This is a genomic window from Shewanella waksmanii, assembly GCF_043643685.1.
Lineage (GTDB): Bacteria > Pseudomonadota > Gammaproteobacteria > Enterobacterales > Shewanellaceae > Shewanella > Shewanella waksmanii_A.
Map to the genome: position 1 here is coordinate 26,465 of NZ_JBHZSN010000006.1, position 24,021 is coordinate 50,485.

The 24,021-nt window shown below is 44.1% G+C and carries 22 protein-coding genes and 1 riboswitch; of the genes, 12 read left to right on the plus strand and 10 right to left on the minus strand.

Features of this window, described 5'->3' with window-relative positions:
* Nucleotides 1-59: 59 nt before the first annotated feature.
* Complete coding sequence (locus ACHUFW_RS10730; RefSeq protein WP_394202938.1) at nucleotides 60-2,024, minus strand: TonB-dependent receptor; 1,965 nt, start codon at nucleotides 2,022-2,024, stop codon at nucleotides 60-62.
* Between the two features lie 109 nt (nucleotides 2,025-2,133).
* A riboswitch (cobalamin riboswitch) is annotated at nucleotides 2,134-2,299 on the minus strand.
* A gap of 123 nt (nucleotides 2,300-2,422) precedes the next feature.
* Nucleotides 2,423-3,058 (minus strand): hypothetical protein, encoded by a 636-nt coding sequence (locus ACHUFW_RS10735; RefSeq protein WP_394202940.1) that lies wholly within the window; start codon nucleotides 3,056-3,058, stop codon nucleotides 2,423-2,425.
* 252 nt (nucleotides 3,059-3,310) lie between these two features.
* On the opposite strand from ACHUFW_RS10735, the gene ACHUFW_RS10740 reads away from it, so the two are divergent.
* The 3 genes from ACHUFW_RS10740 (at nucleotide 3,311) to azu (ending at nucleotide 5,642) form a co-directional block, all read left to right on the plus strand.
* Nucleotides 3,311-3,682 (plus strand): BlaI/MecI/CopY family transcriptional regulator, encoded by a 372-nt coding sequence (locus tag ACHUFW_RS10740; protein ID WP_394202942.1) that lies wholly within the window; start codon nucleotides 3,311-3,313, stop codon nucleotides 3,680-3,682.
* Nucleotides 3,682-4,893 (plus strand): TonB family protein, encoded by a 1,212-nt coding sequence (locus ACHUFW_RS10745; protein WP_394202944.1) that lies wholly within the window; start codon nucleotides 3,682-3,684, stop codon nucleotides 4,891-4,893. Before ACHUFW_RS10740 ends, ACHUFW_RS10745 begins: the two co-directional genes overlap by 1 nt.
* A gap of 275 nt (nucleotides 4,894-5,168) precedes the next feature.
* Nucleotides 5,169-5,642 (plus strand): azurin, encoded by a 474-nt coding sequence (gene azu, locus ACHUFW_RS10750; RefSeq protein WP_394202945.1) that lies wholly within the window; start codon nucleotides 5,169-5,171, stop codon nucleotides 5,640-5,642.
* A gap of 40 nt (nucleotides 5,643-5,682) precedes the next feature.
* Here the strand turns inward: azu and lptG are convergent, their stop codons facing one another.
* Together lptG and lptF are read right to left on the minus strand one after the other, a co-directional pair.
* Nucleotides 5,683-6,741 (minus strand): LPS export ABC transporter permease LptG, encoded by a 1,059-nt coding sequence (lptG, locus tag ACHUFW_RS10755; RefSeq protein ID WP_394202946.1) that lies wholly within the window; start codon nucleotides 6,739-6,741, stop codon nucleotides 5,683-5,685.
* Nucleotides 6,729-7,850, minus strand: a complete 1,122-nt coding sequence (gene lptF, locus ACHUFW_RS10760; RefSeq protein ID WP_394202947.1) for an LPS export ABC transporter permease LptF — start codon at nucleotides 7,848-7,850, stop codon at nucleotides 6,729-6,731. Before lptF ends, lptG begins: the two co-directional genes overlap by 13 nt.
* A gap of 224 nt (nucleotides 7,851-8,074) precedes the next feature.
* Here lptF and pepA point away from each other — a divergent pair, with 224 nt between their 5' ends.
* Together pepA and ACHUFW_RS10770 are read left to right on the plus strand one after the other, a co-directional pair.
* Entirely contained in the window at nucleotides 8,075-9,583 is a 1,509-nt protein-coding gene (gene pepA, locus ACHUFW_RS10765; RefSeq protein WP_394202949.1) for a leucyl aminopeptidase, read from the plus strand.
* 152 nt (nucleotides 9,584-9,735) lie between these two features.
* On the plus strand, nucleotides 9,736-9,960 hold the full coding sequence (locus ACHUFW_RS10770) for a hypothetical protein (RefSeq protein ID WP_394202950.1): 225 nt from the start codon (nucleotides 9,736-9,738) through the stop codon (nucleotides 9,958-9,960).
* Between the two features lie 55 nt (nucleotides 9,961-10,015).
* Here the strand turns inward: ACHUFW_RS10770 and ACHUFW_RS10775 are convergent, their stop codons facing one another.
* Nucleotides 10,016-11,485: a carbon starvation CstA family protein gene (locus ACHUFW_RS10775; protein WP_394202952.1), complete on the minus strand. Its 1,470-nt coding sequence runs from the start codon at nucleotides 11,483-11,485 to the stop codon at nucleotides 10,016-10,018.
* Nucleotides 11,486-11,907: 422 nt separating this feature from the next.
* Here ACHUFW_RS10775 and ACHUFW_RS10780 point away from each other — a divergent pair, with 422 nt between their 5' ends.
* Entirely contained in the window at nucleotides 11,908-12,123 is a 216-nt protein-coding gene (locus ACHUFW_RS10780) for a TIGR02450 family Trp-rich protein (RefSeq protein ID WP_394202954.1), read from the plus strand.
* A 7-nt stretch (nucleotides 12,124-12,130) separates the two neighbouring features.
* On the opposite strand, the gene ACHUFW_RS10785 is transcribed toward ACHUFW_RS10780, so the two are convergent.
* The gene (locus ACHUFW_RS10785; RefSeq protein ID WP_394202956.1) at nucleotides 12,131-12,808 is read right to left on the minus strand and encodes an energy-coupling factor ABC transporter permease; all 678 of its coding nucleotides are present in this window, start codon (nucleotides 12,806-12,808) and stop codon (nucleotides 12,131-12,133) included.
* A 183-nt stretch (nucleotides 12,809-12,991) separates the two neighbouring features.
* On the opposite strand from ACHUFW_RS10785, the gene ACHUFW_RS10790 reads away from it, so the two are divergent.
* Nucleotides 12,992-13,102, plus strand: a complete 111-nt coding sequence (locus ACHUFW_RS10790) for a MerR family DNA-binding transcriptional regulator (RefSeq protein ID WP_394202958.1) — start codon at nucleotides 12,992-12,994, stop codon at nucleotides 13,100-13,102.
* Here the strand turns inward: ACHUFW_RS10790 and ACHUFW_RS10795 are convergent.
* Complete coding sequence (locus ACHUFW_RS10795) at nucleotides 13,099-13,389, minus strand: putative quinol monooxygenase (protein ID WP_394202960.1); 291 nt, start codon at nucleotides 13,387-13,389, stop codon at nucleotides 13,099-13,101. The two genes, ACHUFW_RS10790 and ACHUFW_RS10795, sit on opposite strands and share 4 nt — an antisense overlap.
* 180 nt (nucleotides 13,390-13,569) lie before the next feature.
* On the opposite strand from ACHUFW_RS10795, the gene ACHUFW_RS10800 reads away from it, so the two are divergent.
* The 3 genes from ACHUFW_RS10800 to ACHUFW_RS10810 all read left to right on the plus strand — a co-directional run bounded on the left by ACHUFW_RS10800 (nucleotide 13,570) and on the right by ACHUFW_RS10810 (nucleotide 17,796).
* Nucleotides 13,570-14,505, plus strand: a complete 936-nt coding sequence (locus ACHUFW_RS10800; RefSeq protein ID WP_394202962.1) for a LysR family transcriptional regulator — start codon at nucleotides 13,570-13,572, stop codon at nucleotides 14,503-14,505.
* Nucleotides 14,506-14,681: 176 nt separating this feature from the next.
* Nucleotides 14,682-15,497 carry an SDR family NAD(P)-dependent oxidoreductase gene (locus ACHUFW_RS10805; protein ID WP_394202963.1) on the plus strand — a complete coding sequence of 272 codons (816 nt, stop codon included), beginning with the start codon at nucleotides 14,682-14,684 and terminating at the stop codon, nucleotides 15,495-15,497.
* 1,213 nt (nucleotides 15,498-16,710) lie between these two features.
* Complete coding sequence (locus ACHUFW_RS10810) at nucleotides 16,711-17,796, plus strand: PepSY-associated TM helix domain-containing protein (protein WP_394202965.1); 1,086 nt, start codon at nucleotides 16,711-16,713, stop codon at nucleotides 17,794-17,796.
* Between the two features lie 75 nt (nucleotides 17,797-17,871).
* Here the strand turns inward: ACHUFW_RS10810 and ACHUFW_RS10815 are convergent, their stop codons facing one another.
* Nucleotides 17,872-18,267 carry a nuclear transport factor 2 family protein gene (locus ACHUFW_RS10815; protein WP_394202966.1) on the minus strand — a complete coding sequence of 132 codons (396 nt, stop codon included), beginning with the start codon at nucleotides 18,265-18,267 and terminating at the stop codon, nucleotides 17,872-17,874.
* Between the two features lie 106 nt (nucleotides 18,268-18,373).
* Between ACHUFW_RS10815 and ACHUFW_RS10820 the strand changes: the two genes are divergently transcribed.
* A complete protein-coding gene (locus ACHUFW_RS10820; protein WP_394202968.1) occupies nucleotides 18,374-19,264 on the plus strand; it encodes a LysR family transcriptional regulator in 891 nt (296 codons plus the stop codon).
* A 100-nt stretch (nucleotides 19,265-19,364) separates the two neighbouring features.
* Here the strand turns inward: ACHUFW_RS10820 and ACHUFW_RS10825 are convergent, their stop codons facing one another.
* Nucleotides 19,365-20,084, minus strand: a complete 720-nt coding sequence (locus ACHUFW_RS10825; protein WP_394202970.1) for a PilZ domain-containing protein — start codon at nucleotides 20,082-20,084, stop codon at nucleotides 19,365-19,367.
* Nucleotides 20,085-20,819: 735 nt separating this feature from the next.
* Between ACHUFW_RS10825 and ACHUFW_RS10830 the strand changes: the two genes are divergently transcribed.
* Nucleotides 20,820-22,886, plus strand: coding sequence for a M13 family metallopeptidase (locus tag ACHUFW_RS10830; protein ID WP_394202972.1), 2,067 nt, complete (start codon nucleotides 20,820-20,822; stop codon nucleotides 22,884-22,886).
* Between the two features lie 62 nt (nucleotides 22,887-22,948).
* On the opposite strand, the gene ACHUFW_RS10835 is transcribed toward ACHUFW_RS10830, so the two are convergent.
* A complete protein-coding gene (locus tag ACHUFW_RS10835; protein ID WP_394202974.1) occupies nucleotides 22,949-23,989 on the minus strand; it encodes a porin in 1,041 nt (346 codons plus the stop codon).
* Between the last annotated feature and the right edge of the window lie 32 nt (nucleotides 23,990-24,021).

Consider the following 24,021-nt stretch of genomic DNA (forward strand, 5'->3'; position numbering starts at 1 on the left):
ATTACCTTGACGCAAAAAAAAGCCAGACACAAGGTCTGGCTTTCATCAATGACATAAGATTAGAAACGGTAACTCGCTGTCAGGCGCAGAGCACGTCCTGTCCCCGCGTAATAGCCATTACCCCAGCTGCTGTAATAACCTGCACTGACATATTGCTCATCAAACAAGTTGTCGACACGTAGGCTAGCTAACCAATCATTGTTAGTGTAATTAATCGCTATGTTAGTAAGGTAGTAAGCATCTAACTTAGGATCAACATTGCCATTATCACCTTCTATAAAGCGCTCACCGGTATAAACAAGCTCAGTAAATACCTGCCAGTTTTCGTTAGCATCAATACTAAAGAAGCCGCGGCCTGAATGTTCTGCCACCCAAGACAGCTTGTTGCCTTTATTCACGCCTTCAGTAAATTCAGCGTCAATATAGTTATATTCCACACCCAGTAAGATTTGGCTAGTCAGTTGCCAATCCCAATCAATACTTGCACCAAAGCGTTTTGAGGCATCAGCATTGACGTTAGCACCGGGGAAGTCACCTTCTTCAGGGGGTTCAGCACTAGGGTCGAATACAATCTCATCTTCTAAATCAAGCTGGTATGCACTAACGCGTAGGGTATGTTGGGCTGGGGTCCAGTCCCACCCCGCTTCATAGGAGCGACCTGTTTGTGGCTTCAGCCCAACAACACCTGGTGAGGTGTAAGCTTGCTCATCCACCTTAGCAAAACGGAAGTTATCATCCGCTCGCACATATAAACGGTGGTTGCTACTCGGGCGATAGTTAAGACCTAGCTCAAACGCATGGGCATCTTGATCAAGATCGATGCCTTGTGGGTACACATCACCATCAACGAGTTCATCACTCACTTCCGCATAGCGGCCACCCACAACATAACTAACGCTAGTTGTTAAGGGCACAGTCGCTTGCACATAAGCACTGGCCACTTTTTGTACATTACTGCGACCCCAGCTAAATTCTGACTCACCGCGGCTTAAATCCACACCGGTAACAATATTCAGATCGCCTTTTGCGGTTTGGTAGTTTGCCACCGCTTTGGGTAACACCTCTAGCATAGAACGATTATTCTTGCCTGGACTTCCCCAGCTGACAGAAGTGACCTTGCTGTCTGTATAGTTGGCATCAACACCCAATTTCCATGCATCACTGACTTGGTAGTGGTAACCAGAGCGAACCGCTGTGGTCATTTCATGCTGGTAATCATCTTTATTAAATGGGTTGGCTTGACGGGGGTCATCTTCAATCTGTTCTAATGTCAAAGAGCCAGCAAGTTCACGGTCATTGTCGTAATAGCTCGTCTCAACAAAGAAGTCATCCTGCTCACCTTGGTACTGCAAACGGCCCAGTACAGATGCGGTTTCATTGGCGTTATGATCGCGGTAATTGTCACCTTGGTTATAACTCGCCGCAGCGTAGTAGCGCCAATTGTCATTGATGGCACCCGCCACATCAGCTTTTGCTTCGTAGGTATTAAAACTGCCACCAGATAGTTGAAGCGTACCGCCAGTTGCATTAGGCGTTTTAGTAATGATATTAATCACGCCACCCACTGCTTGATCACCATACAGCACACCAGCACTACCAGAAAGTAGCTCTACTCGCTCAATTTGATGCAATGGAATGGCATTAATGCTTGGCGCAGCAATATCAATATTGTTTAAGCGACGACCATCAACCAAAATCAAGGTGTTGTTGGCAGCTTGAGATGCGCTAAATCCGCGCATGGAAAACACTGCACCAGAGTTTGAATCACTGATCTGAATGCCACTTTGACCGCGCAGCACTTCGGTCAGATTAGTCGCGCCACTCATCTCGATGGCAGCGGCATCAATCACATTGACATTGGCCGCAATATTCATTGGGCTATTTTCACTGCGACCGATCACAGTGATGGTTTCATCAACAGTTACAGTGTCGGCTTCAGCCGCAAGCGTAGACATAGAGAAAGTGGCAGAAGATGCCAGAATACCGGTTAATAACACGGCTATTTTAGTTGGTTTAATACCCATTTTACCTTTGACTCCTGAAAGGAAAACGGGGCAAAAATTGTCACGAACTAACGCAAACCTATCATAATGCTTTTGCTAGTTAATCGCATTTTGAGATCTGCCCGCCGAAATCTCAAAATCATCTTAAGGGCCGGTCTCCGGACTTGGTAACCCCTAGTATGCTCAAACTAGGGCTTACTTTACCGTTGCGGGGGCAGTGCCAGATTCCCACTGGCTTCCCGATTATCTTTGCTTCAATAGCATGAAGCGAAAGCACCACAAAAGATTGACTTAAATCATTATTTTGTTGTTCAACTAGTCAGCCTATTTGCATGCTTATTGCTAGGCGCTAATTTCGGCGCAATTATAGATGTCTATACGTATAAAAGTCTATTATTGATTCAACTTAGATATAACAATTACTTAAATATCGTGCCAGTTTCAATGGCTTTTAATGGCGGTTGGATAGCTTTGGCAATATCAACCGATACACTGCCCACACCTCTGGCGCTATGGTGCATTAGGTACATATGCTGCTCTCCTAGTATCACAGTGTAATGACCTATCTCACTGAGGCTATCTTGGCCAAAACTACCGTCTGTACTATGGCTTAACGGCATTTCACTACAAGATAACAAGGCACTAAAGGCGGGGCGCTGATTTATGGTTTGTTCGCCAAGTTTCTGATAATTCACTTCACCCACACAGGTTTCCCGATAACTATCGGCAAAGGTATCGAGAAACATTTCAGCATTGATAGTACTGGCTTTGTTTTTAAAGCTCTGCACACAATACAAAGACGACCATTTATTTAAGTACTCATCATTAGGCACAAATTCAGCAGAGAACATCTCGCCTCGCTGCTCACTGAAGGCTAGGCGCCAATTAGGCTGAAAACGAAAACTGACAGGACTGTCAAACACTGACAATTGGTGAACCCGCATGCTTTTATCACCGCTCTCAAGCGGCTCGCCATGAGAAGAAAAGCTCATCAGCGTGTTTGAAAAGGCAAAAATTACAACTAAGTTAACTGTGGTTTTTACACCCAAGCTCATATCATTCGTCCTTGTTTATACACAAGTTATCACTCAAGCTCATCCGGTAATAGCTCCGCTATTAATACGACAAACGAGCGCCCTGTTGTTTAATTCCGTTAATCAGCTACTTCGAGGGTGTTATCAGCTAGTTTACTACAGAACCACAGTCAGATGCCTACACCTTGATAAAAATTTTTTAACAAAATGGTTGCACTTTAAGATTACAAGTGTAATCTTACTAAAAATTACAACTGTAATCAAAGGTTGAAAATGCAAGAAATTAGTAATACAGAATTGGCTGTACTCAATGTACTTTGGCAGCAGTCACCGTTAAGCGCCAATGAGGTCATCACCGCGTTAGCACAGCAGAAAATGCACGAGAAAACAGTAAAAACCTTGCTCAACCGCTTAGTCAGAAAACAAGCCATTGGGTTCGAAAAGCAAGGTCGTGCCTACCTATACCGCCCATTGATTAATCAAAATGAGTACCAACTGAAAGAGAGTAAATCGTTTATTGAGCGTGTTTTTGGCGGCAACCTTTCACCACTGGTCGCTGGATTTGCCAAAAATAATAAATTGAGCGCCGATGACATTGAAGAGTTAAAAGCGGTGATTAAAGATTGGGAAAAGGAGCAAAAGTGATGAGCACTTGGCTGATGGAACAGACGGTTATTACATCATTTTTTGCCCTCATTTTGCTGAGTTGCCATACCCGGTTTCTTAAACATTTAGGTGCCCACTACACATACATGCTGTGGGCTATGATCCCTATGGTACTATTAGGGTCCACATTACAAAACTACTTGCCAGCGCTATGGACAACAACCTCATTGGCAAGCATTCAACATTACCGAATAATAGCCTCTGAGACCGTTGAACTATCTAGCGGATTACTGGCAAATTTATACCTTAAGTACCTTTATCTACTCGGCATCGCCTATTTTGCTGTGCAGTTAATCATTCAACAAATTCAGGTACGCACATTGTCAAAACAAGCCCATAAGCTAGCAATACCGTTATCGCCCATTGGCGTTGCCGAGGTCAGTGGCATTCACTCACCAATGCTGGTTGGCTTTATTCGACCACAAATCTTGGTGCCATTAGACTTTAAAACCCTAACATCAAAGCAGCAGCATGCCATTTTAGCCCACGAGATATATCACTATCGCCGCGGCGACCATATAGCCAACCCAATTGCTTTCGCGATTACGGTGCTGTTTTGGTTCAACCCGTTAAGTTGGCTTGCCTATCAGCGTTTTCGTCATGACCAAGAACTTGCTTGCGATGCTTACATTACAGACGCTATGGATGAACCACAAAAAATTGCCTATAGCCATGCGTTATTGGCCTATTCACAGCATGCTCCTATTAGCATGTTACACACCCACTATGGAGACAAAAACATCTTAAAAGAGAGGATTCTACAGATGAAAAAAGTACATGGAAAAAACCCACTGGCAATACTTGGCTTAACCCTAGCCATGGGGTTAACAAGTGTTGCGATTAATCAGCAAGCAGTAGCTGGCAACAGTGGTGAAACCGCAAAAACTAAACAAAATGTAATTTACCCGGTAACACGTATCGAGCCTCACTACCCGGCAAAGGCGGTTGAGCAAAACCTAAATGGATATGTGCAGTTGCAATTTGATATCTCCCCTAAAGGTAAGGTTGAGAATGTTAGTGTGATCAATTCATCGCCACGTGGTGTATTCGATCAGTCTGCTATCGACGCTTTGCAGCAGTGGGTATATCAGAGTTCAGCCAACGGCGCTCAAGGCAGCCAAGTGCAACTTGACTTTGTTATGCACGAGCCTGAAGCCAACGTTGAGCGCATTAAAGTCAGTAATCACTAAGCGTTAGCGGATTACATTGATTAGGTTTAGCTTGATCACCTAAGCCTGTTCATACTTTACCGTTAAGCTATAACCCACCAACTAGCAAAACGCGGTCCGCCTTAACTTTAATGAACCACAGCTTAGTAGATAACCCTAAGTTAATAAGTTAGGCCTGAAAGTGAATGTAAATTTCCAATCTTTACAATTGAGAATGATTTTCATTTAAATAAATTTAACCTATGCTGCCCTTGAACTTGGCCTATGATTGCCAACAACAATAAAAGGGGCAGAAAATGTCATCAAAAATCATTAACACCTTATCGCAGTGGATCAAACTCAGCCTAAGCTTATTGCTCATTAGCGGCCATGCTTACGCCAACGAGTGCAATATTAGCTTAACCGCTAATGACGCAATGCAATTTAGCGAAAAAACCTTAACCGTACCTGCTAGCTGCGAACAGGTTACACTCGCCCTAACGCACGATGGAACCTTACCTAAAACCGCCATGGGCCATAACTGGGTGCTCACTCAAGCCGCTGACATGCAAGCTGTAGCCAATGATGGGATGGCTGCGGGCGCAAGCAACCATTATGTCAAACCCGATGATAAACGAGTGATCGCCCATACTGAGGTTATAGGCGGCGGTGAAAGCACCAGTATTAGTTTTAGTACTGAAGGGTTAACAGCAGGTAATAGCTATAAGTTCTTCTGCTCATTCCCAGGCCATTGGGCAATTATGCAAGGTGACTTTAGCATACAAGAATAGTATTGAGGCGGGAGACTCCTCCCGCCATCTAACATGTTGATTAACGCCGAATATAATAAATCGCCGCTGCACTAAATATCAGTGGTGGCATCATCGCACCAATCATAGGCGGCAAGCCATAAACTAAGGTCATTGGGCCAAAGATCTCGTTGCAGATATAGAAACTGAACCCTGCTACAACCCCGAGCAATACCCTCGCCCCCATGGTCACTGTACGCAGCGGACCAAACACAAAAGACAACGCCACTAACATCATGACCGCAACCGTCACTGGTTGCATGACTTTGCGCCATAACGCCAACTCATAACGACCAGAATCTTGGTTATTTAACGCTAAGTAGTCGAGGTAACCCAGCAAACCTTGAATCGATAAGGCTTCAGGCTTGACCGACACCACGCTGAGTTTATCTGGGGTCAATGTCGACTCCCAGCGGTATAAGGTTTGCTCGGTAAGCGAAATACGCTCGTTTACTAACTGAGTATGGCGCACATTTAATAGTCGCCAGTGATCTTTAGCATATACCCCTCTATCGGCATGCACGGTACTGACAAGATTGAGGTTATCGTCAAACTCATACAGGGTAACGCGATGCAAGGTATTAATATTTTCTACTTCGCTGATATGAACAAATAGATCGCCATCTCTAGCCCAAATACCGCGATTAGACTTAAACAGACTACCACCAGAGGTCTTCACCGCCCGAAGCTCATTGGCATGGCGCTCTGCCACTGGGGCGCCGTATTCGCCTAAAATCATTACCATAAACATCAAAGGTATTGCGGTCTTCATCGCTGACATGGTGATCTGCAAGCGTGATAATCCCGCTGATTGCATCACCACCAATTCCGAATTAGATGCCAGCATACCCATGCCGATCAATGCCCCAAGCAATACCGCCATCGGGAAAAACATCTCAATATCGCGGGGGATCAGAAACAGCACATAGATACCCGCATCCATGAGCGAATAGGTGCCTCGGCCAACAACCCGGAGCTGGTCAACCCATTTAATAATGCCGGATAGGCCGGTTAAAATAAGCAAACACAGCGCTGAAGTGCTGACTAATGTACGGGCAATATAGAAGTCTAAGATTCGCATGCGTTAGCCTTCTTTCGTTTAAACAAACCAGAGATCTTAGCGCCAGTAGGCCGCTCCTTACCCAGTAGCAATATCCCTAGGAATAGCGCTGAAGCATGGATCCACCACATGCCTAAGTAAGCCGGAATCACCTCATCTTCAAGGGCTTTACGGCCAGCTACCATCAAACCAAAATACCCCAAATACAGTAAAATTGCCGGGAACATCTTAGCAAACTTGCCTTGGCGTACATTAACCCGCGCCATGGGCACAGCAATTAATGTCATAAATGGAATCGCTAGCGGGATTGCCAAGCGCCAATGAAACTCTGCCGTCGCCTCAGGCCCCTCTGTGGCCATGAGTTGGCTCAATGGTAATGCAGACATCTTACGATTACGCTCATCAACTTCCTGATCTTTAATCTGCATTTGGTAGCCACCAAATTCAACAATCTGGAAGTCTAACTGCTGTGGCTTACCTTGATACTGGGTGCCGTCGGTTAACTTCAATCGTTGCCCACCGGTATCATCTTCCACCACACTGCCACCTTTAGACATGACAATATTCACTTCACCAGATTCATCTTCTGGATCCGGTAGCTGAGCTACAAATACTTTATCGAGTTGGTTATCACGGCCTATTCGCTCAACAAACAATACCGCGCGACCATTGGGACTGGTTTGAAAACGTCCTTGGGTAAGCGCGGCCAGCCCTGCTTCCGACTGTGCATGTTCAAGCACCTGATTTTGTTTCTCTTCCGCCCAGGGTGCCACAAACAATGACAGATAACCGGTAAACAGCATATTGGCTATCGCCAGCAATAAAGTCACCCGAGTGATATACCACTCGCTTACCCCAACACCATGAAAAACCACCATTTCACTTTCGGCATACATCCGGCCATGGGCCATCAAAATACCTAAAAATAAACTTAGGGGGACCACCAATACGGCCAAGTAGGGTAAATTCAGACCAAGGAGGGTCATAACTAGGGAGGCAGGAAACTCGCCATCAGACGCATCTGCGAGTACTCGCACAAAGTGTTGGCTAATAAAAATAGCTAACAAGACTAAAAGCACGGCTATTTGTGCCTTAAAAACTTCTCGAATCAGGTATCTAAATACAATCACAGGTTGGATCCGGTATCTAAAACTTACATTTATGCTGGTATCAGCCCAACTTTCATGTAGACTGTCTACTTTTGGTAGTTTTGTAACCAGCCTATAACTAAAAATGGCAAAAAAACACCTGAAAAAATTACACTATGGTGTACCAAATTTAGGCCCCTTTTTGGGCACAAGCAGACATTATCTAATAAATAATAAAATTTGTCTTTAAGAATCTAGGAGAGCTCATGGAGTTTAGCGTAAAGAGCGGCAGCCCGGAAAAGCAACGTTCGGCCTGTATTGTCGTTGGTGTCTATGAACCTAGACGCCTCTCTGGTATTGCTGAGCAGCTGGATAAGATCAGTGAAGGCTATATCAGCAACTTATTACGCCGCGGGGATTTAGAGGGTAAACCAGGGCAGATGCTATTACTGCATCATGTGCCTAACGTTCTCAGTGAGCGCGTACTACTTGTTGGATGCGGAAAAGAGCGCGAGCTAGATGAGCGCCAATATAAGCAAATCATCACCAAAACCATCAACACCTTGAATGAAACGGGTTCAATGGAAGCCGTCTGCTTCCTAACTGAACTGCATGTTAAGGGCCGTGACACTTATTGGAAGGTACGTGAAGCGGTAGAAACCACCCAAAGCAGTTTATATAGCTTTGATGCGTTAAAAACCCATAAAGGTGAAACCCGTCGCCCACTGCGTAAATTGGTATTCAATGTACCAACTCGTCGTGAGCTGACTGTCGGTGAGCGCGCTATTGATCATGGTAACGCAGTATCTTCTGGTATGAAGTTATGCCGTGATGTGGCCAATATGCCGCCAAACATTTGTAATCCTGCTTACTTAGCTTCTCAAGCTCGCCAAATTGCTGAAACCAGCGAAGAGCTGACTGTGACCACCGTGGGTGAGGAGCAAATGGCCAAACTTGGTATGAACTCATACCTAGCAGTTGGTCGCGGCAGTGACAACGAATCCATCATGACGGTAATGGAATATAAAGGTGCTGTTGATAGTACTGAAAAACCTATCGTTTTAGTTGGTAAAGGGCTGACCTTCGATTCAGGCGGTATTTCATTAAAACCAGGCGAAGGCATGGATGAAATGAAATATGACATGGGTGGCGCTGCGGGTGTTATTGGCACCATGAAAGCACTATGTGAAATGAAGCTACCTATCAACGTTGTTGGTGTACTTGCTGGCTGTGAAAACATGCCTTCAAGCAACGCATACCGTCCTGGCGACATTTTAACCACCATGTCTGGTCAAACTGTCGAAGTGCTTAATACTGACGCTGAAGGCCGCTTGGTATTATGTGATGCACTGACTTATGTAGAGCGCTTTGACCCAGAGCTTGTGGTTGATACAGCAACGCTAACCGGTGCTTGTGTCATTGCTTTAGGTAAACACGCTTCAGGCCTATTCTCTTCTCACAACCCACTTGCACATGAACTACTCAATGCAGGTGAGCAAAGTGGTGACCGCGCTTGGCGCATGCCATTGTGGGATGAGTACCAAGAGCACTTGGAAAGCCCGTTCGCGGATATGACCAACCTTGGCGGCCGTCCTGCTGGTTCGATTACCGCAGCATGCTTCTTATCTCGCTTTGCTAAGAAGTATAACTGGGCCCACCTTGATGTTGCTGGTACCGCATGGAACAGTGGCGCTAAAAAAGGTTCTACTGGACGTCCAGTACCGTTATTGACTCAATTCCTGATTAACCGTGCAGGCGTTGAGCAAGGCGAATAATCCCGCTTTATCGCATTGAAAAAACGAAGCCAGCTGGCTTCGTTTTTTTATGCCTCACCAATCAACGTATATAAAAAGCGAATAATAGCTAACTTAATCTATCCGTAAAAACACGGAATAATGACGCCATCGTCAACCACCGGATAATTAAGATGCGCACGTTAAAATTAATTGCTGTTACCGCTTTCATTACCACTAACGCACTGGTTTTTGCCATCCTGCATCATTTTACCGCGTTCATTTACCGCTACTTCAGTGCCAGCGCAAGCGGCTTTTATAGCGTGCTTTGGCAAACTTTGATTTCCCACCTAGCCATCGCGGCTGCGGTAGGGATTATGCTATATGCGATGTTTAAGGCGGTGACACGTTCACTGTGATATGGCTACAAAAAAGGGCATCAACGATGCCCTTTAAACCATGATGCGCTAGCCACTAGACTTGCTCTGCCACCTTGCGCTTATTATGAGCAATGATAAGCCCAATCAAACACACTAGACCTGTAGCGATACCCACAGGCTGACTCATTGATTGCGGTAGGCCGAAGCCAATACCTGCAGTCATGATATAAGACACGGTAACACAAGTGCCAATAATGGCCGGTAGACTCACAATCCAATGGAAGGTGCCTCTATCAAATAGGTACTTAGTCGCAAGCCACAATACACTGGTTGATAGCAGCATATTTGAGAACGCGAAATAGCGCCAAATTAACGAGAAATCAATCTTAGTCATAAAGTACGCAATCACCAAAATCGGCGCGGCGACTAATAAACGATTGCGAATGCTTTGCGGAATTTTAAACGCATCGATGATGGTCAAACGCAAAGAACGGAACGCGGTATCACCCGAGGTGATTGGGAAAATGGCCACGGCAATAATCGCCATAATACCACCTGCAACACCAAGATATGTGCTTGCTACTTGGTTAACCACAAGACCTGGACCACCAGCGTCCAAAATACTCTTAAGCTCAGCGTAACCACCTGGGAAAGCTGCAATACCTGCTGTAGCCCATACGCAAGCAACGATACCTTCAGACATCATCGCGCCATAATAAACTGGGCGGACATATTTTTCGTTAGTTAAACAGCGCGCCATAATAGGGGCTTGCGTCGAGTGGAATCCACTGATTGCACCACAAGTGATTGTGATAAATAGCAGTGGCCAAACGGGTAAGCCATCAGGATTTGGCTCAAGCAGATCATTGTTATAGTGGCTGTGATCAAAATAAGCAAAGATATCGCCCATTTCAGGTAGCTGAGGGGCGCTAATTAATAGTGCGACTGCGATAGAAGTTGTCATCACAATCATTAGCAAACCAAATAGCGGGTATAGCTTAGTAATGATCTTATCGATTGGTAGCAAAGTGGCTAAGAAGTAATAGCCTAGAATCACTAACACCCAAAATACATTATTAGCAAAGATGGTGTTTTCGAAGTAATCCAGATTACTCAATAGCCCTGCGGGGCTCATAATAAATACCACACCAACGAAAAACAGTAGCATGGCGGTGAATATCAGCATCACCCCTTTAAAGTAAACATTAAAATAGTGACCTGCAATTTCCGGTAAACTTTTACCGTCTTCTTTGATACTAAGCACACCAGAGAAGTAATCATGCACAGCGCCACCAATGATGTTACCCAGTACAATCCATACTAGGGCTATTGGGCCATAAAGCGCACCCAATATCGGGCCAAAAATCGGTCCTACACCGGCAACATTGAGAAATTGAATAAGATAAGCTTTGACTGGATGGACTTCGACATAATCGACGCCATCTTCAAAACGTTGTTGTGGGGTTTTCGCATTGGGATCGATACCTGCTTGGCGTTCTACAAACGGGCTGTAGAACTTATAAGCAAGGATTAACAATCCAAGACAGAGAAAGAAAATAAGCATTTTATTTGATCATCCATACGTTTTAGCGAACGAGGTAGCGATTGAGTGTCTTTGAGTTACTCAACTAGGTCAAGTAACAAAATGTTATACCACTCCAGTCGATATAATCAGAAGATATCGAAATAAATGGCTAAAAATTTATCACCTAACCCTATAAAGCTCCAGCACCAATCGTTAACCACAACGCTGTAGACCAAACAAACGTTGCTTTGCATTACATTGATCGGCACCTGCTAAACTAGAGTAACAACACTATTGTTTTATATCGGCAACAATCGTTACCGATGCCTCAAGCTACCACTAAAAGTTGAACTCGACCACATCAACATTACGCAAAGTGGGCATTGCGCACACCTTATTAGCAAAAACCACACTTACATAGCACAATTGATCGCAAACTCGCCGCGATACGTAACATAGTCATGAACAAAATATCCCCCAAGAAGCTACTGCACAGTAAATGGACAGCAGCAACACCGCGAAACAAAGAAAAGCATTTTTGCATCATTGAAGTTGAATTTGATGAGCAAGGTAATGTGCTGCACTGCATTATTGAAGCGGTATACAACCAAAACCAATACGACATTCACTGGCGAGAACTAAAAGATCCGCAACTTTGGCGTGTCGGTTGGCAATAAGCGGCCATTAAAAATACTGCTTATCTGAATAATCAAACAGCCAGTAAGGTCGGTAGACCACCATGAAGGTAACAGCCATACCGTTAAGTAACGCTTCGGGAAAGCCAAGCAGCGGCATTAATAGTAGGTAGTTATCAACTAAATAACCCCAAGCATACTCACCACTGAGCCACAACCAAGTGGCCCAGACTAAAATATGTACCACAATAGAGAGCCCGGCATTGATAAATGCACCGAAAATATACACAAACACATGGTGCGGCAGCGATTGATAAACCTTACAGTAAAACAGGTAGGCAATGAAAATAGGTATCGCGAACCCTAATAATCCATACAGTGCAGCATCAAACGGCTTCTGCATAACGAAGGTACTAAAAAACGCCACCGGTAATAAAATAGCCAGTGTTGCCAAGCGCCAACCAAACATCAGCATAAACACCACAATGCCAAGAAAATGCACATGAATTCCGGCAGTTATACTGGCATTTAACAGCCAAAGCCCATTGATAGCGAAAGCCGTGATAAACAAGCGAGTCTGCAATGATTTATCTCGCTTAAGTTGCAAAAGCTCTTCTTTTGGCCAGGCCATCCATAACCAAAAGAGCAACAAAACCAGCGCTATTATCTGGCCAAGCCCCAGCGACCAATCAATGGTTTGCCAACGATCTTGCATAAAGCTCATCATGGTCTCAATTGCGCCTCCCTACATGGCCAGTATTGGATCTGCCTTAAATTAAGTATACAAATTAGCCCCCAGGTGACAAAGTCTGCCAAACTGTTTATGACGTTAATTCATTCTTCAACCACTTGACCTGTCTAAAGGTGAAGGCTTGATACTCCATGTGTCGATACAGCAACAAGAGGCCTTATGTATACCGTTAGTCAGCTTGCAAAAAAATGCAATACCTCTCGAACCACAGTGCTTTATTACGAGCGCCAAGGACTGGTGCAGCCGGCCTTGCGCAGTGATAACGGTTAACCAATCACGGTCATTTCATTTACGGTAAAACTGGCCACAGCACCTTCTGTAGCCTGTAAATAGGCTTTTAAATGATCGTTTTCCATATGTTGGCGCCATAACGCTCGGCTTTGCCAATTTTCATAAAACACAAAGTGAGCTGGATTTTGCTCATCTTGATGAAGGTCGTAGTTAATACATCCCTCTTCAGTTCGTGTGGGTTTGATCAGTTTAATGAGCTCCGCCTTTACAAGCTCAATGTGGTCGTCGTGGGCAATAATATTGGCAACAATCGTCAGTTGAGACATAAGTAATCCTTGATTAACAATAAGCTTAAACTTCGAGCCCTTATAGTAGCTGTGCATTATCTGCATATAAACAGGGTAAAATCATAAAGATTAACAAATATAATTTGATAATTAGCCAGCTACTCGCTATAACCAAACCTACACAGCCATTTAATCTAGCTCCATTAGAGAAGTCGACTTATGCTACTCCAAGATCTCCAGGTTATTCTCAAAGTCGCAGAGTTTCGCAGTATTACCGCGGCAGCAACGCATCTAGATATGCGTACCGCCACGGCGAGTGCAGCAATAAAAAGAGTCGAAAAAACCTTAGGCACTGAACTATTTCTGCGCACGACAAGGCAACTAAAACTGTCTCCTGCTGGCGAACGTTACTTGCCACAATGCCAGCAAGCCATGGCGATGCTTGACCAAGCAAAACAGAATTTGAAAGCAGACATGGCGATTATCGATGGCGACCTAAGAATTGCTCTCCCCTCTGATCTAGGTAGAAATTGCGGCAGGACTTGGCTTGATGAATTTATGGCGCAACACCCCAAGCTAAATTTACGTTGCAGTATCAGCGACAGTAATATTGATTTTTACCGCGACGCTGTCGACATCGCACTCAGGTATGGTTCACCCAACGACGCCAGTTTATATGGTTTTAAGATTTGTAACGTACCGCGAGTGCTTTGCGCAGCGCCAGACTATTTAGCAAAACATCAGTCACCAACGCACCCTACTGAGTTAACTCAGCATAACGGTTTATTGTATCAACTCTATGATGTGCTATATAACGAATGGCAATTTAACGGCCAAGATGAGCAAATCACCATTAAGATGCCCGCCAATCGCGCCAGCAATGATGGTGACCTAGTTAGGCGCTGGTGCTTATCCGGCCAAGGTATTGCGTTAAAATCGAGCCTGGATATGGCTGATGATATTTTATCTGGCAAAGTGGTGACGTTATTGCCCGACTTTCCAGCAATTGCCACTGAGTTATGGCTAGTTTGCCCGAGTAAACAATCAATCACCCCAGCGATGCGTTTACTGCGTGATTTATTGCGGCAAAAAACCCATACCGTGCTAAAGGCATTAGCCAACCATGGCGCGATTAGTCATCAGTCAATCGGGTGATAAAGTAGGCTTACAACAATACAACTCAAGTATCCTCTAAAGATATTATCAACGCGATCAATAAACTGAATGTAGTTACAAGTTTATTATCCTGCTAGCAGGGAAGTGCTAAGCTTCTTATACAGCGTATATGAGGTTCGCTGTTATTTGCATTCAGTAATTAAGGAAAATGCGCGATGGGAAAAACCATTTTACTCACCGGTGCGACCGACGGAATCGGCCTAGAAACCGCAAAAATATTGTTAGCACAAGGTCATAACGTGCTACTACACGGACGTAGCAATGACAAACTCGCAAAAGTGGCTGAGCAACTGGCACCAATCAACCCGGATATTGAGCTCGAAACCTACGTGGCTGATTTATCCCAAATGGCCGATGTTAAAGCCTTAGCAGAATCAGTAAGCTCACGCCATGACAGCCTAGATGTGTTGATCAACAATGCTGGGATTTATGTCACTCAAAACCAAGTTTCTATCGATGGCTTTGATGTGCGTTTTGCCGTCAACACCATCGCCCCTTACCTATTAACTAAGTTGCTGTTAGCGATTATGCCCAGCGATGGCCGCGTGGTGAACCTCTCTTCAGCAGCCCAAGCAAGCTACGATATCAACAGCTTATCAAGTCCTAGTCCATTATCAGACAGTGCAGTTTATGCTCATAGTAAACTGGCTATCACCATGTGGTCCCATGAGTTAGCCAAAACTTTAGGGCCTAAAGCACCATTGATTATTGCCGTCAATCCAGCATCGATGCTGGGCAGTAAAATGGTCAAACAAGCTTATGGCGTAAGCGGTGGCGATTTATCAATTGGTGCCGATATTCTAGTCAGTGCCGCACTGTCAGAAAAGTTTGCCGATGCTTCAGGTAAATATTTTGATAATGACGTAGGTCAGTTTCGAGCGCCTCACCCTGATGCAATGGATGCCAACAAAACCAAGCAGTTGGTCGAGGCTATTGAAAACATACTAAGTGGTCTCGCTAGCATCAACTAAGCATTGGCCCAGTGCAAAGGCCGCCTTGGTATTTGACGACAGCAAAACCATCGCCTCGCTTAAGTAAACACTATCTGTTTTAGTCTTTTTTGATTAACCCAAGGAGCCAATATGTTATACCAATCGGCATTAGAAAGTGATCTACTCAGAGCTATTTTTGGCAAACGAGTTCGAGACGAATAACTTAAGTAATAGTGGTGCTATTGGGAAGTTATTCAACGAAGAAGTAGGCAGCCCCAAAAGCGCCCAAAGGGCGAGTTTTAGCGCTTCTGATCCTGTGTAAACGAACTTGAACGTAAAGTAACTATGCCCTTCATTCGTTGCAAGCCACATGGATGTGGTGAATGTCATTAATGCACGACTATAGGGATATAGGAGGTAGAGTAACGCAGCAGCTGTTACCGAGGAGCATTTAATGACCTTGTCTCAGAAGCGCTAAACGCTCGCTGAGCGATCACATCTTTATGCCGATTGGTATTAGGTGAGAGCTACTCATTACTGTACGAGTTTTCTGAATTTGCCAAGCAAATTGTTAACCACTAAAAATACCGTTTAAAAAAGCATTAAAATGCCGGTAATTCAGCCTTAGTTAAGATGAAAATGGTACACTCATGGTGTTGAAAAAGTTCCTATTCCGCTATTCCAATACGCGAGGTGAGATGATGGCTGGCATGATGATAAATACGCTTTTGGTTTTCGCTTTTTCTTTACTGTTAATCGCTATTGTGGGCTTTTCACGTTTATGATTTAACGGCGTTTTTACGCACATATTACCCCTACAATTCTACTTTTAAGGCGCACTGCGACAGTGTCTCCGCTTTATGGCTTTATGGCTTTATGCATTTTATGTATTAATCTGCTTTATGTATTAGCCTGCTTTATATATTTAGTGCCTTTTATTTTATTAGCTACTGACTTGAGATATCTGCCTTCAACCAGAAATTAGTAACCACTCTCCCTTAAAATCGATACAGACAGATACCTTTGTAAACAAAAATCGCTGTATTAATTTTCCGATTAAGTCTGTATCGCAACCTGTGTGACCCCTATAGCAAATCCTCATAAATGTTCGCCACTTTCATTCGCTTGTAATTGAAGGCGGAACTGAGATTAATTACCATTCGCAGCCGTAAACAACAATAACAACAAATCAAATCACAAGCTTTGCTATCTGTTTAAAACGGTAGCAAAGAGTTAATGCGAGAATGGGTAAATGAAACTAGTGCCGGCGTTAAAATGGTTCCACAACTGGGTTGGATTTTTCATTAGTATCACTATGTTAGTGGTATTAAGTACGGGCGTATATTTGGGCACGATGGACATGCTCAAGCGGGCAGATAATAAAGGCCAGCAATATGTGGCGTTGTCGACGGAGCGCAAAGCAGAAATTACTGAAACCATTTTTGAACGCTACCCGGAAATGAGCTCTGTGCGCTTCCCCACCGAGTACACCCCTTATATTCATGCCAGCGCACGGGGAAAAACCATCGCCTTCGATCAGCAACTCAACGAGATTGATACACGACTATTTTCTGAAATGCCGATGTATAGCACCATCTTTTGGCTGCATCGTAACTTCCTGATGGGCGATTTTGGTAAATACTTAAATGCATGGGCCTCGCTAATTGGTGGCATTGTAACAGTCATCGGTATCTATCTTTGGTGGCGAGTTCGTAAAGGATTTAGACTCAAGCAAAGTATTCCAACCGATACTAAATCTAGCAGCCTATTAAAAAGCCATATTCAATTAGGCTTATTCATTTCAATTCCGCTATTTATTCTGTGTTTATCTGGTTTCTTAATCACTTATAAAGGCCTTTGGCTGGGCGCACTTAAACATAGTCCAGATCCACAAATTCAATTACCCCAAAGCCAAGCGAGTAGCTGGCATGATCAATTGGCAACGGCACAGGCGATGTGGCCTGAATCGAATCTTGTCGCGGTCAGTAAACCAAGACAACGCAAAGGCGCAAAGCCAGCCACGACCCTCGACTATAGTATTCGCTTTGATGAGCATAGCGATGTGTGGTTGCGCCAAGCAGATAGTATTACCATCAGCTATGAAACTGGCACCATGATTTCTGTTTTAAAACATAGTGATAGACCACTATCTGGGAAAATAGCAAGCTTTGTCAGGCCACTACATGATGCGCTAAATATGCCTTTTAGCTATGTGCTATTTATCACCAGCGTATCGGCGCTCGGTTGTATCATACTGCTATTTACCGCCCTGACTTTCTATCGCAGGGCATTAGCAGGCAAACTGACTAAAACGCAAACACCAAAGCAATTAGCCTAACACCAGCAAAAGCGTAACAGGCTTTATGTGGGTAAACACTGCGCGGTACCGCAGGTTTACCCATTTTATTGCTAATTAACGCTCGCCTAGTACTTCAAACTCATCACTAATTAAGCGTGCTTTACCATCTTCACCTAAGGTCCAGTGTTCACGGTGTACCACGCCATACGCCTTATTCATGGTCCACTTTGAGGTTAGCAAGTAGCCTTCAGTTTCATGCTTAGTCCATGTCACATCGGTATAGTCTACATCGCAAAACCCTTGGTCAATGATACCTTGCCAAAATTGTTCAATCGCGGCGCGGCCTTCAAAACGACCAAATGGCTTGGCCTCCATGACAGCGTTACTATGGTATTGCTTAGCACAACCTGCTGCATCTTGGTTATTAAAAGCCTGCTGCCAAGCTGCAATCGCCTGTTGACAGGCTAATAGTTGCTGCTCTGGGGTTAATTGTTGCTGCTCAGATGACATGATGATTTCCTAATCGTTTTATCAATATGCTGGCAGTCTATCGCTACCTATTAACAAGAAAAACAGATATATTAAAACCTACTGTTTAATAAAACCGAACAATAATATGCAACGTCTCCGTTATATGTCAGTGTTTGCCCATATCGTAGATTGTGGCTCTATCACCGCGGCAGCAGATAAGCTGGATCTATCAAAGTCAGTCGTGAGTCAGCACCTTAAATCATTGGAGACTGAACTCGGGGTTACGCTATTAAAGCGGACGACGCGAAAACAGTGGCTAACATCAGCGGGGGAGCAGTTTTATCAACAGTGTAAAGCCATAAACCAAGTCGCTGATTTTGCCTGGAATCACGCGCAATCCAATATAGCCATACCCCAAGGAAAGGTACGTATCACAGCTGCGAACGCTATCATGGAAACCTTAGTCACCCCCGCAATCGCAATTTTGTTAAAACGTTACCCGCTACTGCGAATTGAGTTAATCAGCAGTGATAACCAATTAGATATTGCTGCTGAAAATATCGACCTCGCGATAAGGATTGGCAACTCGCCAAATAGTGCCTTTAAACAACGGCGCATCGGTCAATTTAGAGATGTACTTTGTGGCCATATCAATTACTTGAGTGCCACCGCAAGCGCAGATCGCCAATATATCGCTAATTTATGGCAAGGTGAGCACATTGTGCATCATTTCACCCCACACTCAAATAACATCTCACAGCAAGTCACTGACTTTGATTTTTCTGCCGATGCCCATTGTGTTGCCAACTCCTTTTACAGCTGCTTAGCACTTATCGAATCAGGCGTTGGAATTGGACTCATCCCAGACTTTCATCCCAGCCTAGAAAAGCAGACACTACAAGCAGTATTTGAGCAACACAAATTAGCCAGTAACCCTATCTATGTGATTCACCCCTATGGAGATTCGGTACCGACAGCGATTCAAGTTTGTATTAGCCAGATTGAACAACAGTTACACAGCCAACAGGTCAATTAACACTTATTGGAAATCGGCTGAAATAAACAATAAAAAAACAGGAATTCATCAGCAATCCATGGCCGAATTCCTGGGCTGACATACCAGCAAAAATTTGCCGTTAACTGGCCTGAGAAAGTACCCGGTTTTGCACAATTCGTGCGATGATTTGTTGGTTTTCTTGCGCCATCTGCGCTTGAGCAAACTCAATTCCTAACGATAAGGTGCCTGAACGTACACCGTTACTATTGGTGATTTTTGCTGGTAGTTTAAGCGGTACACTTTGACTATCGACACTGATGTCTATTTCTACCGTGCGGTCTAAGTGATTCAACATCGAGGTTTGATTATCAGCTTTAAAGCGGCAGCCTGTGGTTGAAATATCATGGATCATACCTGTTAGCACTTGCGTATGGCCCTCTTCGCCCCGTTGTTGCAATGTCAAACTTGCCGGTATTAAGGTACTTAGGCGTGTTTGCTGGCGAAGATGAATCATTTCCAACTTTTTAGGGTATTGCAGAAAAAGCAAATAGTAAGGTGCCAAACTGACAGATTGGATCTGCACTTTAAACGCAATACAGGCGCCAGTATCACCTTCAATAATCGCTCTAATAACTACAGTTTGCCCTTCAACAAGCATATTTTCATGGCCTGAAAATGCCGCTTTAGGCAACGCAAGTAAAAAATACTTCCCTGGCTGACTGCCGACAACTCGCCCTTTAAGGCGTTCATTGCTGAAAAAAGCAAATTCGATATCAATCTGGCTATCTGCTTTTAGTAACCCCAAAGTATGATTAATCTGCTCAGGTTGAGATATCTGCTGAACTCGTTTGTTTGTCACGTTAACACTACCTCGCAAAAACAGGCACATGCCCATCAATGAACTATGATATTGCGAGATATATTAGCGGAGAGTGCTGAACAAAAATTATCATTTCACGCCATATCGCGACATTAATGTCACAAGCTGCAAACTGAGTTAACCAAAGCAATGGCCAATATTAATTTGATGTAACTCAGCGCTTTTAAAATGATGCGGTGTTAATTGATGATTAAACTTTGTTAGATATAGCGTAGGCTCACTGCCCATCTAAGTTTAGGACAATTTCCTGTAAAATAGGCGGTCATCCATGACCTAATTCACAAAGCTGTAAAGGTGCTTATTACACCCTCGGCATGAATCAAATAGCTAGAGTTATCCATAACACAACAAGGTTAATAATCTACCTGAAGGTAGAAAGTAACGCCGATATCATCAAATCCATGGCTCTCAAACATGGACTCAACATACTATCTAAGCTAAACAGGATGAGCATAACTAAACCCTGTCTGCGCATTATTTTATGGCCAAAGTACACATATGACTAGTCATATTGACATTATGACTTAGGCGTATCTTAATTTTCCCATCATGATCACATTGCCAATTGCAGGCTAACTCTCACGGTAAAGCTATGACGATCAAGTTTGCTAACATTTAATCCGTTGACTTCTGGCGTCATTAGGTAAAGATAGTACGGTTTAATAACAATAAAATTGACAGCCCAACCGTTTTTATCAAGGAATAGAGATAACAATGAAAAAGTCCTTAGTTGCAATCGCATTAGCAGCGAGCTTTTTAACAGCTTGCGGCACTTCAGATGTCAACAACAGCAGCAATGCTGCTGTTACCGCGCCAGCAGGCAAAGCCGAATTAGGTAGTTTTGGTGTCGATTTAAGCGCGCGAAATGAATCAATCAAGCCTGGTGATGACTTCTTTATGTACGCCAGTGGTACTTGGTATGACAACTATGTCATGCCAGCAGACAAAACCCGCTTTGGTGCATTTACCGGCCTTGCTGAGCGCAGTGAAAAGCAAGTTAAAGAAATTATTGATGATATCGCTAGCAGACAAGATCTGAATGAAGAAGAGCAACTCATCGCCGACTTCTACCATGCCTATATGGATACCGAAACCATCAATAAACAGGGCATTACCCCAATCAAGCCAACCCTTGAACAAATTGATGCGATAAAATCTACTGCAGATCTCACTAAAGTGTTCGGCCAAGCATGGTTAACAGGCGCAAGCTCCCCTATTGCCGGCGGCATGTGGTTTAACCGCCTTGACCCTAACCAATATGAAATGTCGATTGGTGCCAGCGGCCTCGGCTTGCCAGACCGTTCTTACTACCTAGAAGAAAGTGAGCGCTTTGCTAAGATTCGTACAGCTTATGTCGACCACATCGCACAAATGTTAGCGTTTGCCGGTATCAAAGATGGTAAAAGCAGAGCCGAAGCTATCCTAGCTTTAGAAACTAAAATGGCAGAAGGTCAATGGCCACGTGAAAAGCGTCGTAATCGTGACTTAACCCTAAACCAGATTAAACGTGCCGATTTAGCCAAAACTTACCCTGGCTTTGATTGGGATCTTTACTTCAAGCAAACAGGCTACCAAGTTCCTCAACTCAATATTGCTCAACCTGAGCCTGTCAATAACATGATCACATTGATCAATGAGCAATCATTGAATGTTTGGCAAGATTATCTCACTTTCCATACATTAAGTAACAATGCCGATCTGCTTGCAGAGGATATCTACAACACCAACTTCGCGTTTTACGGCAAAATTCTAAGTGGTCAGGAAGAACCGCGTCCACGTTGGAAACGCGCAGTTTCTGAAATGTCTGGTACCCAATCACTTGGTTTTGCCATTGGTAAAGTCTACGTCGCGCGCTACTTCCCTGAGTCATCGAAAAAACAGATGGCAGAGCTGGTAGAAAACCTACGTACAGCAATGGGTCAGCGTATTGATAATCTAGATTGGATGAGCGACGAAACTAAGGTTAACGCCCATGCCAAACTTGCCGCATTCAACCCTAAAATTGGTTACCCAGATGTTTGGCAAGAGTTTGATGGACTGACCTTAACCAGTGACAACTTAGTCAGTAACGTGAAAAATCTACGTCAATTCTTCCGTGAAGATAGCGTAGCTAAAGAGCTCAAGAAAACCGATCGTAATCGCTGGGGTATGACGCCACAGCGTGTTAACGCCTATTACAATAGTTCATTCAATGAGATTGTTTTCCCTGCTGCTATTTTGCAACCACCGTTTTTTGACCCTAACGCAGATCCTGCCGTCAACTACGGCGGTATTGGTGCAGTGATTGGCCACGAAATGGGACACGGGTTTGATGACCAAGGCTCAAAGTCTGATGCTAATGGTATCCAACGTAACTGGTGGACTGATGCAGACCGCGCAGCGTTTGAAGCTAAAGCTGATAAACTTGCAGCTCAATACAGTCAATATGAGCCAATCCCTGATAACTTTGTCAATGGTCGCAATAGCTTAGGCGAAAATATCGGTGACGTGGGTGGCCTAGCAATGGCCTATCATGCTTACAAACTTAGCCTCAATGGTAAAGAAGCCCCAGTGATTGACGGTGTTACTGGTGATCAACGCTTCTTCTTAGCATGGGCACAAGTTTGGAAAGAAAAACGCACTGAACAAAGCATGCTTAACCAGCTTCGAGCGGGTACCCATGCTCCTGGTCGTTACCGTGCATTAGCACCGCGTAACCATGATGCTTGGTATAAAGCATTTGATGTCCAACCAGGTGATAAGCTTTACTTACCAGAAGATGAGCGTGTTCGCATCTGGTAACAGCACGATATGAAAAAAACGCCAGTCTTTGACTGGCGTTTTTGATTTAATTATGTCCTAGATTAAAAGTCGTAACGCACCCCAACACTCACTATGGTATCGTCAAAATCATCATAGCTTTCCACATCAAACTGACCAATTTCACTGTGTAAGCGCGTCGACTTTGATAACCGATACTCTGCCCCTATCGCCCATTGAGACACCTCGGGAGCCTGATTGACTGACTCCCCATATTTATCATAAACTTTAGCTGCAATACGACCGGTTCCAGAATCATCTTGACCGTATTGTGCTTTAAGCAACAGCTTATCGATTTGGTACTTAGCACTGACGATAAAGCCTGAGCCATCACGCTGCTGCCAATTAGTTTTATACGGATTGACTAACTCTGAAGTCTGATAAATAGTCCCTAACATCAGATTGCCGTACTTGTACTGAGCAACACCGCGAAAACCTTTAATATCTTCCACGCCATCGGTATAGGCTGCCGCTAGATATACATTACCGCTTCTGAAGTGTTTATCACCATAGGTCAACGCGAGTTGATAATTGCCATTATCACGACGTAAATCATCATCGCCGTAATAGTTATCTTCTAAAATATAGCTCGCCCCTAATTGCAGGTTATGCCACTTGGCAGTTTTATACTCGATAGAATCACCCCAACGTTTATCACCCGCAAACAAACGGTCATGCTTCATCGAGTACATATCCATCGCATCAGCGCTACCCTTCGCCATCTTAAACACAGGGTCGATCCTGCCCGCAGCCAACTGACCAAAGCTTGAGTGCTTAACCCCTAAAAAGGTGGGACGTGCAGAAAATGGATTATTGCCTTTATCTTGAGAGCCGCCATTGACGCCGACTTCTATTTGATAGAAGACCTGCCAGTCTTTATTCAGTGCACTACTTCCTTTGACGCCTAATCGACTCCAGTTATTCTCCAAAACCGTACCACTCTTGCCATTATGGGTCGCCGAGCCACTATCAGAGTGGGTGATTGAGTAGTCAATACGGCCATATACCTTAACTAAATCGTCAGCCATCACTTGTGGCGCAGCAATAGCTGCACCTAACAATACTGCTAAATGGGTTTTATTCATGTTCATCATCTCTACATCTATTCCAAATTATC

Coding starts and splice junctions, on each gene's coding strand:
- ACHUFW_RS10775 (WP_394202952.1), bottom strand. CDS start 11,485: ATGCTTATTTTCTTTCTCTGTCTTGGATTGTTAATCCTTGCTTATAAG.
- azu (WP_394202945.1), top strand. CDS start 5,169: ATGTCATCAAAAATCATTAACACCTTATCGCAGTGGATCAAACTCAGC.
- ACHUFW_RS10745 (WP_394202944.1), top strand. CDS start 3,682: ATGAGCACTTGGCTGATGGAACAGACGGTTATTACATCATTTTTTGCC.
- ACHUFW_RS10800 (WP_394202962.1), top strand. CDS start 13,570: ATGCTACTCCAAGATCTCCAGGTTATTCTCAAAGTCGCAGAGTTTCGC.
- ACHUFW_RS10790 (WP_394202958.1), top strand. CDS start 12,992: ATGTATACCGTTAGTCAGCTTGCAAAAAAATGCAATACCTCTCGAACC.
- ACHUFW_RS10730 (WP_394202938.1), bottom strand. CDS start 2,024: ATGGGTATTAAACCAACTAAAATAGCCGTGTTATTAACCGGTATTCTG.
- pepA (WP_394202949.1), top strand. CDS start 8,075: ATGGAGTTTAGCGTAAAGAGCGGCAGCCCGGAAAAGCAACGTTCGGCC.
- ACHUFW_RS10835 (WP_394202974.1), bottom strand. CDS start 23,989: ATGAATAAAACCCATTTAGCAGTATTGTTAGGTGCAGCTATTGCTGCG.
- ACHUFW_RS10815 (WP_394202966.1), bottom strand. CDS start 18,267: ATGTCATCTGAGCAGCAACAATTAACCCCAGAGCAGCAACTATTAGCC.
- ACHUFW_RS10805 (WP_394202963.1), top strand. CDS start 14,682: ATGGGAAAAACCATTTTACTCACCGGTGCGACCGACGGAATCGGCCTA.
- lptG (WP_394202946.1), bottom strand. CDS start 6,741: ATGCGAATCTTAGACTTCTATATTGCCCGTACATTAGTCAGCACTTCA.
- ACHUFW_RS10795 (WP_394202960.1), bottom strand. CDS start 13,389: ATGTCTCAACTGACGATTGTTGCCAATATTATTGCCCACGACGACCAC.
- ACHUFW_RS10735 (WP_394202940.1), bottom strand. CDS start 3,058: ATGAGCTTGGGTGTAAAAACCACAGTTAACTTAGTTGTAATTTTTGCC.
- ACHUFW_RS10740 (WP_394202942.1), top strand. CDS start 3,311: ATGCAAGAAATTAGTAATACAGAATTGGCTGTACTCAATGTACTTTGG.
- ACHUFW_RS10820 (WP_394202968.1), top strand. CDS start 18,374: ATGCAACGTCTCCGTTATATGTCAGTGTTTGCCCATATCGTAGATTGT.
- ACHUFW_RS10830 (WP_394202972.1), top strand. CDS start 20,820: ATGAAAAAGTCCTTAGTTGCAATCGCATTAGCAGCGAGCTTTTTAACA.
- ACHUFW_RS10780 (WP_394202954.1), top strand. CDS start 11,908: ATGAACAAAATATCCCCCAAGAAGCTACTGCACAGTAAATGGACAGCA.
- ACHUFW_RS10770 (WP_394202950.1), top strand. CDS start 9,736: ATGCGCACGTTAAAATTAATTGCTGTTACCGCTTTCATTACCACTAAC.
- ACHUFW_RS10810 (WP_394202965.1), top strand. CDS start 16,711: ATGAAACTAGTGCCGGCGTTAAAATGGTTCCACAACTGGGTTGGATTT.
- ACHUFW_RS10785 (WP_394202956.1), bottom strand. CDS start 12,808: ATGATGAGCTTTATGCAAGATCGTTGGCAAACCATTGATTGGTCGCTG.